The 14,928-nt window shown below is 27.3% G+C and carries 13 protein-coding genes and 8 tRNA genes; all 21 read left to right on the top strand.

The window, feature by feature from the left end; genetic code table 11:
• Positions 1–24 precede the first annotated feature (24 nt).
• The 21 genes from ALANTH_RS02765 to ALANTH_RS02665 all read left to right on the top strand — a co-directional run bounded on the left by ALANTH_RS02765 (position 25) and on the right by ALANTH_RS02665 (position 14,925).
• Positions 25–528, top strand: a complete 504-nt coding sequence (locus ALANTH_RS02765) for a CinA family protein (protein ID WP_029888285.1) — start codon at positions 25–27, stop codon at positions 526–528.
• A gap of 60 nt (positions 529–588) precedes the next feature.
• Positions 589–664 (top strand) — tRNA-Lys (locus ALANTH_RS02760).
• 21 nt (positions 665–685) lie between these two features.
• Positions 686–760 (top strand) — tRNA-Glu (locus ALANTH_RS02755).
• A 23-nt stretch (positions 761–783) separates the two neighbouring features.
• Positions 784–859, top strand: a tRNA-Val gene (locus ALANTH_RS02750).
• 14 nt (positions 860–873) lie between these two features.
• A tRNA-Asp gene (locus ALANTH_RS02745) sits at positions 874–950 on the top strand.
• A 20-nt stretch (positions 951–970) separates the two neighbouring features.
• Positions 971–1,046, top strand: a tRNA-Lys gene (locus tag ALANTH_RS02740).
• Positions 1,047–1,067: 21 nt separating this feature from the next.
• A tRNA-Glu gene (locus tag ALANTH_RS02735) sits at positions 1,068–1,142 on the top strand.
• Between the two features lie 34 nt (positions 1,143–1,176).
• Positions 1,177–1,252 (top strand) — tRNA-Val (locus tag ALANTH_RS02730).
• Positions 1,253–1,266: 14 nt separating this feature from the next.
• Positions 1,267–1,343, top strand: a tRNA-Asp gene (locus ALANTH_RS02725).
• A gap of 70 nt (positions 1,344–1,413) precedes the next feature.
• Entirely contained in the window at positions 1,414–3,000 is a 1,587-nt protein-coding gene (locus ALANTH_RS02720) for a sensor histidine kinase (protein ID WP_026803327.1), read from the top strand.
• Entirely contained in the window at positions 2,981–3,643 is a 663-nt protein-coding gene (locus ALANTH_RS02715) for a response regulator transcription factor (protein WP_026807417.1), read from the top strand. The genes ALANTH_RS02720 and ALANTH_RS02715 overlap by 20 nt, the downstream gene beginning before the upstream one ends.
• A 73-nt stretch (positions 3,644–3,716) precedes the next feature.
• Entirely contained in the window at positions 3,717–3,974 is a 258-nt protein-coding gene (locus tag ALANTH_RS02710) for a DUF4212 domain-containing protein (protein WP_029888284.1), read from the top strand.
• Entirely contained in the window at positions 3,975–5,627 is a 1,653-nt protein-coding gene (locus ALANTH_RS02705; RefSeq protein ID WP_063353219.1) for a VC_2705 family sodium/solute symporter, read from the top strand. It abuts the gene before it with no gap.
• A 46-nt stretch (positions 5,628–5,673) separates the two neighbouring features.
• Positions 5,674–7,494, top strand: a complete 1,821-nt coding sequence (locus ALANTH_RS02700; RefSeq protein WP_026803324.1) for a DUF294 nucleotidyltransferase-like domain-containing protein — start codon at positions 5,674–5,676, stop codon at positions 7,492–7,494.
• Position 7,495: 1 nt separating this feature from the next.
• Positions 7,496–8,125 (top strand): 3'-5' exonuclease, encoded by a 630-nt coding sequence (locus ALANTH_RS02695; RefSeq protein ID WP_026803323.1) that lies wholly within the window; start codon positions 7,496–7,498, stop codon positions 8,123–8,125.
• Between the two features lie 139 nt (positions 8,126–8,264).
• Positions 8,265–8,579 (top strand): DUF485 domain-containing protein, encoded by a 315-nt coding sequence (locus ALANTH_RS02690; protein ID WP_026803322.1) that lies wholly within the window; start codon positions 8,265–8,267, stop codon positions 8,577–8,579.
• Positions 8,579–10,216 (top strand): cation acetate symporter, encoded by a 1,638-nt coding sequence (locus tag ALANTH_RS02685; protein ID WP_026803321.1) that lies wholly within the window; start codon positions 8,579–8,581, stop codon positions 10,214–10,216. The genes ALANTH_RS02690 and ALANTH_RS02685 overlap by 1 nt, the downstream gene beginning before the upstream one ends.
• A 225-nt stretch (positions 10,217–10,441) precedes the next feature.
• A complete protein-coding gene (locus ALANTH_RS02680; RefSeq protein ID WP_026803320.1) occupies positions 10,442–10,759 on the top strand; it encodes a DUF485 domain-containing protein in 318 nt (105 codons plus the stop codon).
• Positions 10,759–12,426 carry a cation acetate symporter gene (locus ALANTH_RS02675; protein ID WP_026807416.1) on the top strand — a complete coding sequence of 556 codons (1,668 nt, stop codon included), beginning with the start codon at positions 10,759–10,761 and terminating at the stop codon, positions 12,424–12,426. Before ALANTH_RS02680 ends, ALANTH_RS02675 begins: the two co-directional genes overlap by 1 nt.
• Positions 12,427–12,485: 59 nt before the next feature.
• Positions 12,486–14,327 carry a putative nucleotidyltransferase substrate binding domain-containing protein gene (locus tag ALANTH_RS02670; RefSeq protein ID WP_026807415.1) on the top strand — a complete coding sequence of 614 codons (1,842 nt, stop codon included), beginning with the start codon at positions 12,486–12,488 and terminating at the stop codon, positions 14,325–14,327.
• Positions 14,320–14,925, top strand: coding sequence for a 3'-5' exonuclease (locus tag ALANTH_RS02665; RefSeq protein ID WP_026807414.1), 606 nt, complete (start codon positions 14,320–14,322; stop codon positions 14,923–14,925). The genes ALANTH_RS02670 and ALANTH_RS02665 overlap by 8 nt, the downstream gene beginning before the upstream one ends.
• The last annotated feature ends 3 nt before the right edge of the window (positions 14,926–14,928 follow it).

Below are 14,928 nucleotides of genomic sequence, written 5' to 3'. Positions count from 1 at the left end.
TAAAGCCCTTTTTAAAGGCTTTTTATGGCAAAAATATTCTCAAAAAAAGATATGATTTTTCTACAACAACTCTTAAGAAAATCACAAAATACAATTACTGCTGCTGAATCTTGTACTGGAGGATTGGTTGCTAGTTTAATTACAAAAATATCTGGTTCTTCTGATATTTTTAATGGAAGTATTATTAGCTACTCAAATTACATTAAAGAAAAAGAGTTAGGTGTAAAATCTAAAACTTTAAATAATTTCGGAGCAGTCAGTATTGAGGTTGTTGAAGAGATGCTTTATGGTGCAATTAAGAAATTTGATGCCTCATTTGCTATTGCAATATCTGGAGTAGCAGGTCCAACAGGTGGAACAAAAAATAAACCTGTAGGTATGGTAGTTATTGGGATTTCCAACAATAAAGGCTTAAAAAAAATAAAAATTTATAACTTCAAAGGTTCAAGAGAAGAAGTACAAGAGCAAGCTGCGAAAACAGCTTTAAAACAAATTTTAAAATTTATCAAAAAAACTCTTGACAATTAAAATAAATTGCACTATAATTCCAGTCCATTTTAAGTAGAACACTTAAAAAATATTTATAATGACTCGTTAGCTCAGCCGGTAGAGCATCTCACTTTTAATGAGGAGGCCGATGGTTCGAATCCATCACGGGTCACCATTTTTTTATTGTTACATACTTGGCCCCTTCATCTAACGGTTAGGATTCATGGTTTTCATCCATGCCACAGGGGTTCGAATCCCCTAGGGGTCACCAAGGTCAAATATGTAACTTTAAATGGTCGATTAGCTCAGTTGGTAGAGCGCTACCCTTACAAGGTAGATGTCATAAGTTCGAGTCTTATATCGACCACCATTGTTTATTTAGGTGCGGCCGTAGTTTAGTTGGTTAGAATGCCTGCCTGTCACGCAGGAGGTCGCGAGTTCGAGTCTCGTCGGCCGCGCCACTTAAATATTTTTTACTTTTGACTCGTTAGCTCAGCCGGTAGAGCATCTCACTTTTAATGAGGAGGCCGATGGTTCGAATCCATCACGGGTCACCACTTTTTATTGTTGTATAACTTGGCCCCTTCATCTAACGGTTAGGATTCATGGTTTTCATCCATGCCACAGGGGTTCGAATCCCCTAGGGGTCACCAAGGTCAATTGTACAACATTAAATCCCCTTCTTTTGGTCGATTAGCTCAGTTGGTAGAGCGCTACCCTTACAAGGTAGATGTCATAAGTTCGAGTCTTATATCGACCACCATTGTTTATTTAGGTGCGGCCGTAGTTTAGTTGGTTAGAATGCCTGCCTGTCACGCAGGAGGTCGCGAGTTCGAGTCTCGTCGGCCGCGCCACTTAAATAAATTTTAACTCTTTATTATAAAAATCTAGTTATCATTACACTTTATTTACATAAGGTTGCAAATGTTAAAAGCAAAGAGTCTTTATCACTTAATTGTATATAGTATATTTTTTATAGTTATTCTTATATCATTTTTTACATTTATCATTATTAATAATGCTCATGATGAGTTACAAGAAAAAGTTCATACTTTAAAAGAGGACTATACAAACAATCAAAAAGATTTATTAATAAATTATGTAAATTATGTTTTAGAATTTATGGATTACTATTATGAAGAAAATAAATATAAAAAATCTGACAATGAGATAAAAAAAGATATTTTAAAAGCTCTAGAAAAAATATCTATAAGTAATAATCCAAATGAATATATATTTATTTATGATGTAAACGCAACTTTAATCTATAATGCAACTACTGATAAATCAAATATAGGTAAAAATTTTTCTAATTTTGAAGATTTTAATGGTAAAAAAGTTCTTTTAGAATTAATAGAAGCCTCAAAAAATGCTGATGGTGGATTTGTTGATTATTTTTGGTCAAAACCAGAAATTCATAAAGAAAGAAATAAACTTTCATTTGTAAAATCATATTCTAAATGGAATTGGATTGTAGGGAAAGGTGTATATCTGGATGAAATTGATAGATTAATAAAACAAAAAGAAGAAGAATATAATAAAAAAATTTCTAACTATACTCTACAAATAACATCATTAACAATTTTACTTATTTTATATTCAATATTTATTTATAAAAATGCAACTATTTTAATTGTAAATGATGTAAAAGAGATAGGGAAATATTTTAAAGAATCTGAGCAAAATAGTAATCCAATAAATCAAAATAGGATTATTTTTGGAGAATTTAAAGTTATAGCAAACTATGCAAATGATGCTATGACAAATATTAAACTTAAAACTACAATGCTTGAAGATTTAAATAAAAATTTAGAATTTAAAGTTAAAGAGAAAACAAAAGAACTTTCAAATTTAGTAGATTCACAAAAAAAATTTATAAAAAATTCTGTTCATGAAATAAATACTCCTTTAACAATCATAAGAACAAACATTGACTTACTTAAAATGAAAGTTCCTCCAAATAACTATATAACAAATATTGAATCTGGTTCAAAAATAATTCAATATATTTATGATGATTTATCATATTTAATAAAAAAAGATAGAGTAATATATGAAAAAGAGTATTTAAACTTTTCTGAAATTCTAAAAGGAAGATTAGAGTTTTTTGATGAAATTGTAAAATCAAACTCATTATATTTTATAAAAAATATTGAAGATGATGTATATATCAAGTTTAATGCTATTGAACTTCAAAGAGTAATAGATAACAATCTATCTAATGCTGTGAAATATTCTTTTAGTTCTTCACCAATTTTTGTAAAACTTTTCTATATAGATGATGAAGTTATAGAGTTTAGTGTAACAACTAATTCAAAAAGCATTGAAGATGTAGATAAAATTTTTGAAGACTTTTATAGAGAAAACTCTTCACGTGGAGGATTTGGATTAGGTTTAAAAATTGTAAAAGAGATTTGTGACAAGAATTTTGTTACAATATCTATTTTATCAGACAAAAAAGAGACAAAATTTACTTATAGGTTTAAAATAAATGAAAATACTGCTTCTTGAAGATGAATTAATGTTAAACAATACTATTTATGAATATTTAAAAAATATAGGTCATATGGTAGAAAGTTTTGTAGATGGACAAATTGCTTTGGACAATATATCAAATGGTTATGATTTACTTATTTTAGATGTTAATGTTCCAACTTTAGATGGATTTGAGCTTTTAAATGAATTAAATATAAGAAAAATACATATTCCAACAATATTTATATCTGCACAAGTAGATATTGAAGATATTACAAAAGCATATGAATTAGGGGCTAGAGAATATTTAAAAAAACCTTTTCATCTAGGTGAACTTGGTATTAAAATAAACCAAATATTAAAAAAAGAGCAAAATAACACTTCTCATATTAGATTTTCTGAAAATTACTCTTACTCAAAAGATAAACAAACTTTATACTTTAATGGAGAACCTCAAAACCTTACAAAAAAACAATTAGAGATTATTCATATTTTAGCTTTAAATATAAATATGATTGTAGATTTTGAACGATTTAGAGTTGACGTTTGGGATGCTGAAAATATTGATAATCCAACAATTAGAGCTGAAATTTCAAGGCTTAAAAAAGCGTTAAAAGAAGATTTTATAAAAAATATTCGTGGTCTTGGATATAAAATAGATAGATACTACTCAGTATAATATAAAACTTAGCTTTTTGCTATGTTTTTGCTACTATTCACAACTATAATTCCCTAATTTTATAAGGAGAGTTATGTATAATCAAGAAATAAGACAAGATCTATTTAAAAATAATATTATACTTATTTTAAAATTTATTATTCCATTTTTTATATTCTCTTTAGGTTTTGGAATAATTTTTATTGATTTTTTCAATCAATTAGAAATCTTTGGTACAAAACTAGGATATTTTATATCTAGTCAATTAACTATTTACATATCAATTCTTACAGTTTTTATATATAACAAAAAAATATCTCAGATTGAGACGAAATATGAGATTATTCAATAAATGGAATTACAATCTTTAATCTACTTATTTGTAGGAGTATCATTTACAATATATTTTGGTTTAGCTTTATGGACAAAGGCTAGTTCTACAAAAGATTTTTATATTGTAAAAAACTCTTTTAACCCTATTTTTGGTGGAGCTTCTATTGCAGTAGATTTTATCAGTGCTGTTACTTTTATATCTTTAAGCGGAGCTTTTTTAACATATGGATATGGGAGTATAGCCTTTATTATAGGTTTAGTTGGTGGGATTGTTATACTTTCAATAATTATTATTCCTTATTTACAAAAAACACAAAACCTATCTATTCCAAATTTTTTAGAAAAAAGGTTTTATTCAAAATATATTAAGCTAATATCTATTTTTATAGTTGTTTTAGTATCATTTATATATATTTCAGCACAATTAAAAGGTGTTGGAATAATATTCTCAAGAATTTTCCAACTTGACTTAACAACTGGTTTACTAATAGGTATGGGAATAACTTTAATTTATGCTTTTATTGGTGGTATGAGGAATATGGCTTATGCTCAAATTGCACAATATATAATTATACTATTCGCATTTATGACACCAGCTATATTTTTAACTATAGAGTTTACAACTACATTTTTACCTCAATTAGCAATTTTTTCAAAAACTTCTTTCGGAGAAGAGTTATATTTAATGCAAGCTTTTGATAGGACATTAAATGATTTAGGATTTAAACCATCATCAGATTTGGATTTAATAAATACAATATTAATAGCTATATCTTTAATGTTTGGAGTTGCTTGTTTACCACATATTGTTATAAAGTTTTTTTCAAATCCTTCAGTAAAAGATGCTAGAAAATCAGCATTATGGGCATTAGTATTTATATCTATTATTTATACTTCAATATTTTCTATTTTTGCTATTTCGACTTTGAATATTGTAAAAAATACAACTAATATAGAATACGAAGCATTCATAAATGATGAAGTAAAAACAACTCATGATACACTAAATAGTGGGAAATGGTTGAAAATATGGGAAAATATTGGTTTAGTAAAATTTAATGATTCAAATAAAAATGGAAATATTGATTTACAAAATGGTGAAAATAATTTTGGAGAATTAAATATAAATCCAGATGCATTAGCTCTTTTAAATCCTGAAATAGCAAACCTTCCAAATTGGGTTATAGCTTTATTTTTAGCAGGTGCTTTAGCAGCAACACTATCGACTATAACTGGACTTATTTTAATTATAAAAACAACTCTTTCTTATGAGTTATTTGAGCAAAGCTTTAAAAAAAATAGTATAAATAAAGTATTATTATCTAAACTATTTATAGTTGTAATCATCGTTTTAGCAACTTTATTTCATATTCCAAATTTTACAATTTTGCAAACTGTGGCTATAGCATTCACATTATGTACAGCTACTTTATTTCCTACTTTAGTTTTAGCAATATTTTATGAAAAAACAAATACTCAAGGTGCCATTATTGGGATATTAACTGCATTAATATTTACATTAATTTATGCTATTTATTTTTTATATTTCAATAATTCACAACATATAAATTTAAGAGTTGAAGGAATAGGAGTTATAGGTGCTATTTTAAATTTTATTGTTACAATAACTATATCAAATCTAACTTCAAAAATACACAAAGATGTTGATTAGTTTGTTCGTTTATTAGACTTGAAGAAACAATACACAAGGAGTAAATATGAGTATTCAAGATCAAGAGAGTTTTTTATCAAAAATACATCCATTTGAAGTTTTAACACCAAGCCAAATGGCAATGTGTGTACAACACATGGATATTGCTTATTATCCAAAAGATACAATTCTAATTAGTCCAGAAAAAATTCCAGAACATTTTTTTATAATAATCAAAGGGTCAGTATTTGAATATAATAATGATAAAGTAATAGTTATGGATTATCAAAGTGAAGATACTTTTGATTCAAATTCACTTATTTATGGTAAGTGTGAAAATAGTTTTAAAGTAAATGAAGAATTGATTTGTTATGAAATTGATAAAAAAGCATTTTTAAAATTAATAGAACAAAATCAAGAATTTAAAGATTTTTTCTTAAAAGATTTAGTAAATAAGATTCAAACTTTAAAAGATAAAGAGTACACTTCTCAACTATCCTCTTTTATGATTGCAAAAGTTGAAGATACTTTAATACATGAAGCTTGTATTGTTGATGAAGATACAAAACTAATAGATGCAATTGATAAATCAATGCAATTTAAAACTTCAACTATCATAGTTCAAAAAAAAGATGGAGAGTATGGTATCATCACAGACTCACTTTTAAAGGTAAAAGTTCTACTAAAAGGGAGAGATTTATCAATTCCTGTAAAAGATATAGCTATTTTCCCACTTCTAACTATTCGAAATGACGATTATTTATTTGAAGCTTTAACTATTTTGGTTAAAAAAAATATAAAAAGAGTTGGGGTAACAAATCATAATGGAGAAATGATAGGTATTTTAGAACAAATAGATATATTATCTCACTTTGCAAATCATACTTATGTAATTGAATCAAAAATAAAAAATGCAAAAAATATTGAAGATCTAAAAGATGCGAGTAAAGATTTCCTTGATATTATAGTAAGTTTACAAGCAAAAGGTGTAAAAATACATCATATTTCAAATCTTATAGGTCAATTAAATACAAAAGTTTATCAAAAAATATTTTCATTGATTTTACCTGAAAATCTACAAAAAGATTCATGTTTATTTGTAATGGGAAGTGAAGGTAGAAATGAACAAATTGTAAAAACTGATCAAGACAATGCTTTAGTTGTAAGAGATGGAGTTGATGTAGAACAATATCGTCCATTTATGCAAAAAATCACTGATAGTTTAATATTTCTAGGTTATCCACCATGTGATGGAAATGTAATGGTTTCAAATCCATATTGGTGTAAATCTTTTAGTGAATTTAAATCTGGTATTGTAAAATGGCTAAATAATACTCAAGATATGAAGAATTTTCTTGATTTAGCTATATTTGTAGACTCATTTGCAGTTGCTGGAGATAAAAATCTATTAATTGAATTAAAAGAATTCTTATCTTCAAAAATACAAAATGATATTTTTATGGCATATTTTGCAAAATCAACAACAGCCTTTGAAACACCTACAACAATATCAAATTTTATGGGTAAGAATAATCTTATAAATATTAAAAAAGCTGCTGTTTTCCCAATTGTTCAAGGGATAAGAAGCTTGAGTTTAAGAGAAAAAATCAAAGAAACAACAACAATAAAAAGAATAAAAATTCTTGAACAAAAGAAAATTATTGAAAAAGATAAGGCTGCTGAACTTATAGAAGCTTTTGAAATAGTAAATACTCTAAGATTAAAAAATCATATTGAACTTCTACAACAAAATAAACCTATTTCAAATGAAATAGACATAGAAGAATTAGGAAAAATTGAAAGAGATTTACTAAAAGAATCTTTTAAAATTGTAAATGAATTTAAAAGTTTTATATCTTATAGATTTAATTTAAATAAGATTTTCTAAGATGTTAAAAAGTTTAATTAAAAAGTGGCAAAGAAAAAAGCTTCTTGATAAAAAATATGATTTTTTATTTGATCAAGCGCCACAAGGGGAATATATAAGTTTAGATTGTGAGACAACTGGTTTAAATCCTAAAAAGGATGAAATATTGTCTATTGGAGCAGTTTTAATAAAAGATAATAAAATATTGATGAGAAAAACATTTAATATTTTTTTAAAACCATCAAAACACATAAATCCAGAGTCTATAAAAGTTCATTTATTAAGAGAGATTGACCTTCAAAATGCTATTGAACCAGAATATGCTATATATCAACTTCTAGAATTTATAGGTTCTAGACCAATAGTTGGATATTATATCGAGTTTGATATGGCAATAATATCTAAATACACAAAGCAGCTAATAGGTATAAAACTCCCTAACGAACCAGTTGAAGTATCTGGAATATATTATGATCTTAGAAAATCAACTGCAAACTACGGGTTTATAGATTTAAAATTTGACACAATTATGAAATTTCTTAATATACCTGTTTTAGGAAAACATGATGCTTTAAATGATGCAATTATGACTTCTATGATATTTTTAAAACTAAAAGAACTTCAAAAACAAGAAAATCTACAAAAAAAATAAGCTATACAAACACTATAAAATAGTGTTTTGTAGCTTCTCATACCTTTTTTTTTAATATTTTTTATAAATTTCTTTAAATGCTATGCTTTTGCAACTAAGATATTTTAACATTTCAATGAATCTTATTTTAGGAGAAAAAATGAACAAAGAATTAGTAGAAAGGATTAAAGCTAATCCTAAATACAAAGAACTTGTTACAAAAAGAAGTTCTTTTGCTATTAAATTAGCAGTTTTCATGCTTGTAGTTTATTATGGTTTCATTTTAACTATAGCGTTTAATAAAGAAGTTTTTGCAAATACTGTTGGAGATAGTATTATAACAATTGCTATTCCTATTGGTGCTTCTATTATTATCTTAGCATTTATAACAACAGTTATTTATGTTGTAAGAGCAAATGGTGAGTTTGAAGACTTAGAAATGTCTATAAAAAATGATGTAAAGGATATTTTATAATGTTAAAAATACTATCTTTATTAGGATTATCATCATTAGCACTATTAGCAGATGATGGAAGCGGTGTAAATATAAATGCTGTTATTATGTTCTTCGTATTTATTGCTGGAACTATGGGAATTACAAAATGGGCTGCTAGTAAAACAAAATCTGCTTCAGATTTCTATACTGCTGGAGGAGGAATCACAGGATTCCAAAATGGTTTAGCAATTGCTGGAGATTATATTTCTGCTGCTTCTTTCCTTGGTATTTCAGGAATGATTTATCTTCAAGGTTATGATGGTATTATTTATGCTATTGGATTCTTAGTTGGTTGGCCAATTATTCTTTTCTTAATGGCTGAAAGATTAAGAAACTTAGGTAAGTTTAACTTTACAGATATTGCAGCATATAGACTTGATGAGCAAAAAATCAGAATTCTTGCAGCATTTGGTTCTTTAACAGTTGTTACTTTCTACCTAATTGCACAAATGGTTGGAGCTGGAAAACTAATTGAAGTATTATTCCATATTCCTTATGGTTGGGCTGTTACTCTAGTTGGAGCATTAATGATTATATATGTAACATTTGGTGGTATGCTTGCTACTACTTGGGTACAAATTATTAAAGCTTGTTTAATTCTAGCTGGAGTTACATTTATAGCACTTATGGTTATGGCTCATTCTGGATTCTCACTTACTGCTTTAGTAACAGAGGCTACAAGTTTACATAAAAGTGGTGTTGATATTTTAAAACCAGGTCCATTCGTATCTGATCCTGTTTCTGCTATCTCTTTAGGATTAGCTTTAATGTTAGGGACAGCTGGATTACCACATATTCTTATGAGATTCTTTACAGTTGGAAATGCAAAAGAAGCTAGAAAATCTGTTGTTTATGCAACTGGATTTATTGGTTACTTCTACTTACTAATTGGTATTGTTGGTCTTGGAGCTATTGTATTTATTAATAGTGACCTTGGAAAAGAAGTATATCTTACTGCTGAAGGTAGTGTTATTGGTGGAGTAAATATGGTTGCCGTTCACTTATCACAAGCTGTTGGTGGAGATGTATTCTTAGGATTTATTGCAGCTGTTTCTTTTGCTACAATTCTAGCAGTTGTTTCAGGACTTACTCTTGCTGCATCTAACTCTATTGCACACGATTTATATGCAATTGTTATTAGAAAAGGAAATATCACTGATGCAGAAGAGATGAAAGTTTCAAAAAGAACTGTTCTTGTAATTGGTTTTGTTGCTGTTCTTCTAGGATTTGCATTCGAAAACATGAACGTTGCATTTATGGTTGGTCTAGCATTTGCTATTGCAGCATCAGCTAACTTCCCAATATTAATTTTATCAATCTATTGGTCAAAATTAACAACAAGAGGTGCATTTATTGGTGGTTTTGTAGGATTACTTACTGCTATTACACTAGTTGTATTAAGTAAAACTATTTGGGTATCTATCTTTGGATTTGAAAAAGAAATTTTCCCTTATGTTCACCCTGCATTATTCTCTGTAACTGCAGCATTTGTTGCAATTTGGTTCTTCTCAGTAACTGATAAATCAGCTAGAGCAGAACAAGATAAAGCTGGATTTGAAGCACAAAATATTAGAGCTCAAACTGGAATTGGTGCTGAAGGCGCTGTATCTCACTAAAACTTATACTAAAGAGAGTAATATCTCTTTAGTATTTTCTTAAATTTATCTTAAAAATTATAATTAAATTTAATAATTAAAATATTATTTTTTGTTACAATTCTACATAAAGAACACAAATTTATACATAATTTATACATTTTAAAATACAAAAAATCATTTATATTTGTATAATCAAACAATTTATCTTTAAATAGATAAAAATAAAAAGGTTGGAGAATAAGTATGAATGAGAAATTGGTTGATAGAATAGAAGCCAATCCAAAATATAAAGAGTTATTAAGAAAGAGAAACTCTTTAGCATTAAAATTAGGGATATTTGTGTTGGTAATGTTTTACTCTTTTATTACTATTGTTGCTTTTAATAAAGATTTATTTGCAACTAAAGTAGCAGAAGGATATGTTACAACAATAGCTTTTCCAATAGCTTTAGCTATATTGGTTATAAGTTTCTTAACAACTTTAGTTTATGTTAAAAAAGCAAATGGAGAGTTTGATGATTTAACAAATGAAATAAAAAAAGATGTAAGGGATTTATTATAATGCAAAAGATATTCACTTTATTAATTATTTTTGCTGTAAGTTTATTTGCAGCTGGGGATGCGACTTTTGAAGGGAAAAGAGATTTAAATATTGCAGCTATTGCAATGTTTCTAGTATTTATTATAGGAACATTAGGAATAACTTATTGGGCAGCTAGAAAAACAAAATCAGCAAATGATTTTTATACTGCTGGTGGTGGAATAACTGGTTTTCAAAATGGTCTTGCAATTGCTGGAGACTATATGAGTGCTGCTGCTTTTTTAGGAGTATCAGGACTTATTTATATGAATGGTTATGATGGAGTAATTTATGCTGTTTCATTTTTAGTTGGTTGGCCTGTAATTTTATTCTTTATGGCAGAGAAACTAAGAAATTTAGGAAAATTTACTTTTGCTGATATTGCTGCATATAGACTTGGACAAAAAGAGATCAGAACTTTAGCTGCTTTTGGTTCACTTTCAGTTGTTGTTTTATATCTTATAGCACAAATGGTAGGAGCAGGAAAACTTATACAAATTTTATTCGGTATGGATTATGAATATGCTGTATTTATGGTTGGAGCATTAATGATTATATATGTAACATTTGGTGGTATGCTTGCTACTACTTGGGTACAAATTATTAAAGCTGTACTTCTTTTATCAGGTGTTTCATTTATGGCTATTATGATTTTATGGCATTTTAATTTTAATTTTGAAGCATTAGCTATTCAAGCAGTTGAACATCATACAAAAGGTGAAGATATTTTGAAACCTGGTGGCTTTTTATCTGACCCTATTTCTGCTATCTCACTTGGTATGGCTTTAATGCTTGGAACTGCTGGTCTACCACATGTTTTAATGAGATTTTTTACAGTTGGAAATGCAAAAGAAGCTAGAAAATCTGTTGTTTATGCAACAGGATTTGTAGCATATTTTTGGGTTATCATATCTATTGTTGGACTTGGGGCAATAGCTTTTTTAAATACAGATGCTGGAGCAGAATATTTTACAAATGGAGTAGCATATTTACAAGGTGGGGTATTATTTGGTGGAAGTAATATGGCATCAGTTCATCTATCACATATGCTAGGTGGAAATGCTTTCTTAGGATTTATCTCTGCTGTTGCTTTTGCTACAATTTTAGCTGTTGTTTCAGGACTTACACTAGCAGGAGCAAGTGCAATTTCACATGATATTTATGCAAATGTTATAAATCCAAATGCAAGTGATGAAAAAGTTGTTAAAATTTCAAAAATAACTGTTATAATTGTAGGAATAGTTGGAGTTACACTTGGTATTGCATTTGAATCACAAAATATTGCATATATGGTGGGGCTTGCGTTTGGTATAGCAGCAAGTGCTAACTTTCCTATACTATTTTTATCAATTTACTGGAGTAACCTAACAACTAGAGGTGCATTTATTGGTGGATTTATGGGATTAATTACTGCTGTTACTCTTGTAATTTTAGGACCAAATGTTTGGGTTCAAATATTAGGAAATGAAAAAGCAATATTCCCTTACGCCCACCCTGCACTATTCTCTGTTACAGTTGCATTTATAGGAATATGGTTATTCTCTATTACAGACAACTCTAAAAGAGCACAAGAAGATAAAGCTAAATTTAGAGCACAAAATGTAAGAGCAAATACAGGAATTGGCTCTGCTGGAGCTGTTTCACACTAAACTTATCAAGAAGAATAATATTCTTCTTGATTTTGCACTACGACTTAAAAGGGGAGATTATGAGTATGCAAGAACAAAAGAAATTTATTTCTACGATACATCCATTTGACAATTTAACAAATTATGAATTAGATGATTTAGTTGAAGAACTAGATATTGTTTATTTTAAAACAAATTCTACAATACAGGCTCAAGATAGTAATCCAGAATTTTTATATTTTGTTCTAAAAGGACTTATCCAAGAAAAAAATGATGATGAAGTTTTAAGTGTTTACTCTAAAGGGGAAATATTTGATTCAGTTTCGCTTATAAAAAACTTTAGTAAAAATAGTTTTGTAGCTATTGAAGAATCAATTTGCTATACCCTTAAAAAAGATACTTTTATGAATATTTTACATTCAAATCAACAGTTAGAAAACTATTTTTTTCAATCTATATCTGATAAACTAAATAATAATATTTTACATGAAAAAAATAGAGATATGGCAAATATTATGATTGCAAAAGTAAAAGATGCAAAAATTCATAAGGCGATTATAACTGATACTAAAAAAACTATTTTTGAAGCAGCAACAATTATAAAACAGGAGAAGATACCTACTCTTCTTCTACAAGATGAACATAATGATATGTATATTGTTACTGATTCAGATTTTAGACAAAAAGTTATTTTAAATCGTATGAGTTATGATGATTTAGTTGTAAAAATTGCATCAAAAGGCTTAATTTACATAAATGAAGATGATTTTTTATTTAATGCTCAACTTCAAATGGCAAAATATGGATTAAAAAGAGTAGTTGTAAAAAATGATAATGATAAAATAATTGGAATTTTAGACCAGATATCTTTATCTTCTTTCTTTGCAACAAATACTTTTGCAGTATCAAACCAAATAATAAATGCTGAAACTTTAGAAGAATTAAAAGAAGCATCTCACTCATTTATAAAAATCATTAAATCATTAAATGCAAAAGGTGTAAAAATAGAGTTTATTTCAAAACTTATCAATCAACTAAATAAAAAACTTCTTGATAAACTATATAAATTATTAGTACCAAAAGAGCTTTTAGGCAAATCATGTTTAGTTGTAATGGGAAGTGAAGGAAGAGCAGAACAAATTTTAAGAACAGATCAAGATAATGCTTTAATAATATCTGATGATTGTAATATTGAAGAGAATGAATTAAAAAACTTTACTCATAATTTTACTGAAACTTTAGTCGATTTTGGATTTCCAAGATGTGAAGGAAATATTATGGTTTCAAATCCTTATTGGTGTAGAAGAATGAGTGATTTTAAAGAATTAATTTACAAATGGGTTAATGAGCCTAGTGGTGATCATTTTATGAATATTGCAATATTTTATGATGCACTATGTGTTTCTGGGGAGATAGAAATGATAAAAGAACTTAAAAACTATTTATTCAAAATATCTTCTCACTCACAAAGCTTTTATTCAAATTTTGCAAAAGTTATAAATAGTTTTGATGTTCCATTAGGATTTTTTGATGGTTTTATATTTAATAATAAAGATGAAAAACATAAAAATGAATTAGATATAAAAAGAGGTGGTATTTTTATACTTGTACAAGGGATAAGGTCTTTAAGTTTAGAAAATAAAATACTAAATACAAATACAACAAAAAGAATAAATGCACTAAAAGAGATAAGAGTGCTAGATGAAGAGAGTGCTAAAGAGTTAATTATGGCTTTTAATTTTCTAACTAATTTAAAACTAAAATCAAATCTTGAGAAACTCGATAGAAAAGAAAAAATGGATAATTATATAAACCCAAATAATCTTACAATTATGGAAAAAGACTTATTGAAAGATTCTTTTAAAATTGTTAATAGATTAAAGAAAAAGTTAGAATCCCATTTTAAGTTAAACTATGTTTAGAAGTATAAAGAATAGCATAAACAAAAAGAAACTAAAAGATAAAAAATACTCTTTTTTATTTGATAAAGCTCCTATAAATGAGTTTATATGTTTTGATTGTGAGACAACTGGACTTAATCCTACTATTGATGACATAGTATCTATTGGTGCAGTTATTATAAAAGACAATACTATAGTTTCTAGTAAAAAGTTTGTAAGATATGTAAAACCAAAAAATTGTAATTTAACTGAAGAATCAATTAAAGTTCATCATATAAGAGAATGTGATTTAGAAAATGCTTGTGAAATAGAAGATGTTATTTTAGATTTTATAGAGTTTATTGGCAATAGAACTTTAGTTGGATATTTTTTAAATTTTGATATCTCTATGATAAATAAATATTTAAAAGCGCAAATAGGGATAACCTTACCAAATAAAACTATTGAAGTTTCTGAAATTTATCATGATTATAAAATTGAACTTATTCCTCAAGGTTTTATAGATTTAAGATTTAAGACTATTTTACAAGAACTAAATATTCCAATATTTGGAACTCATGATTCTTTTAATGATGCTTTAATGACAGCAATGATTTTTTTAAAACTAAAAAATATTTAAGAG

It is taken from the genome of Aliarcobacter lanthieri (genome assembly GCF_013201625.1).
In the GTDB taxonomy this organism is placed as follows: Bacteria; Campylobacterota; Campylobacteria; order Campylobacterales; family Arcobacteraceae; genus Aliarcobacter; species Aliarcobacter lanthieri.
The sequence above is the reverse complement of the archived record's forward strand: the minus strand, read 5'-3'. Positions and strand labels throughout refer to the sequence as shown.

What these genes read in the sequence shown, in the direction of transcription:
- ALANTH_RS02715 (WP_026807417.1), top strand. Translation starts at nt 2,981, where the DNA reads ATGAAAATACTGCTTCTTGAAGATGAATTAATGTTAAACAATACTATT.
- ALANTH_RS02705 (WP_063353219.1), top strand. Translation starts at nt 3,975, where the DNA reads ATGGAATTACAATCTTTAATCTACTTATTTGTAGGAGTATCATTTACA.
- ALANTH_RS02665 (WP_026807414.1), top strand. Translation starts at nt 14,320, where the DNA reads ATGTTTAGAAGTATAAAGAATAGCATAAACAAAAAGAAACTAAAAGAT.
- ALANTH_RS02765 (WP_029888285.1), top strand. Translation starts at nt 25, where the DNA reads ATGGCAAAAATATTCTCAAAAAAAGATATGATTTTTCTACAACAACTC.
- ALANTH_RS02700 (WP_026803324.1), top strand. Translation starts at nt 5,674, where the DNA reads ATGAGTATTCAAGATCAAGAGAGTTTTTTATCAAAAATACATCCATTT.
- ALANTH_RS02720 (WP_026803327.1), top strand. Translation starts at nt 1,414, where the DNA reads ATGTTAAAAGCAAAGAGTCTTTATCACTTAATTGTATATAGTATATTT.
- ALANTH_RS02690 (WP_026803322.1), top strand. Translation starts at nt 8,265, where the DNA reads ATGAACAAAGAATTAGTAGAAAGGATTAAAGCTAATCCTAAATACAAA.
- ALANTH_RS02680 (WP_026803320.1), top strand. Translation starts at nt 10,442, where the DNA reads ATGAATGAGAAATTGGTTGATAGAATAGAAGCCAATCCAAAATATAAA.
- ALANTH_RS02710 (WP_029888284.1), top strand. Translation starts at nt 3,717, where the DNA reads ATGTATAATCAAGAAATAAGACAAGATCTATTTAAAAATAATATTATA.
- ALANTH_RS02670 (WP_026807415.1), top strand. Translation starts at nt 12,486, where the DNA reads ATGAGTATGCAAGAACAAAAGAAATTTATTTCTACGATACATCCATTT.
- ALANTH_RS02685 (WP_026803321.1), top strand. Translation starts at nt 8,579, where the DNA reads ATGTTAAAAATACTATCTTTATTAGGATTATCATCATTAGCACTATTA.
- ALANTH_RS02695 (WP_026803323.1), top strand. Translation starts at nt 7,496, where the DNA reads ATGTTAAAAAGTTTAATTAAAAAGTGGCAAAGAAAAAAGCTTCTTGAT.
- ALANTH_RS02675 (WP_026807416.1), top strand. Translation starts at nt 10,759, where the DNA reads ATGCAAAAGATATTCACTTTATTAATTATTTTTGCTGTAAGTTTATTT.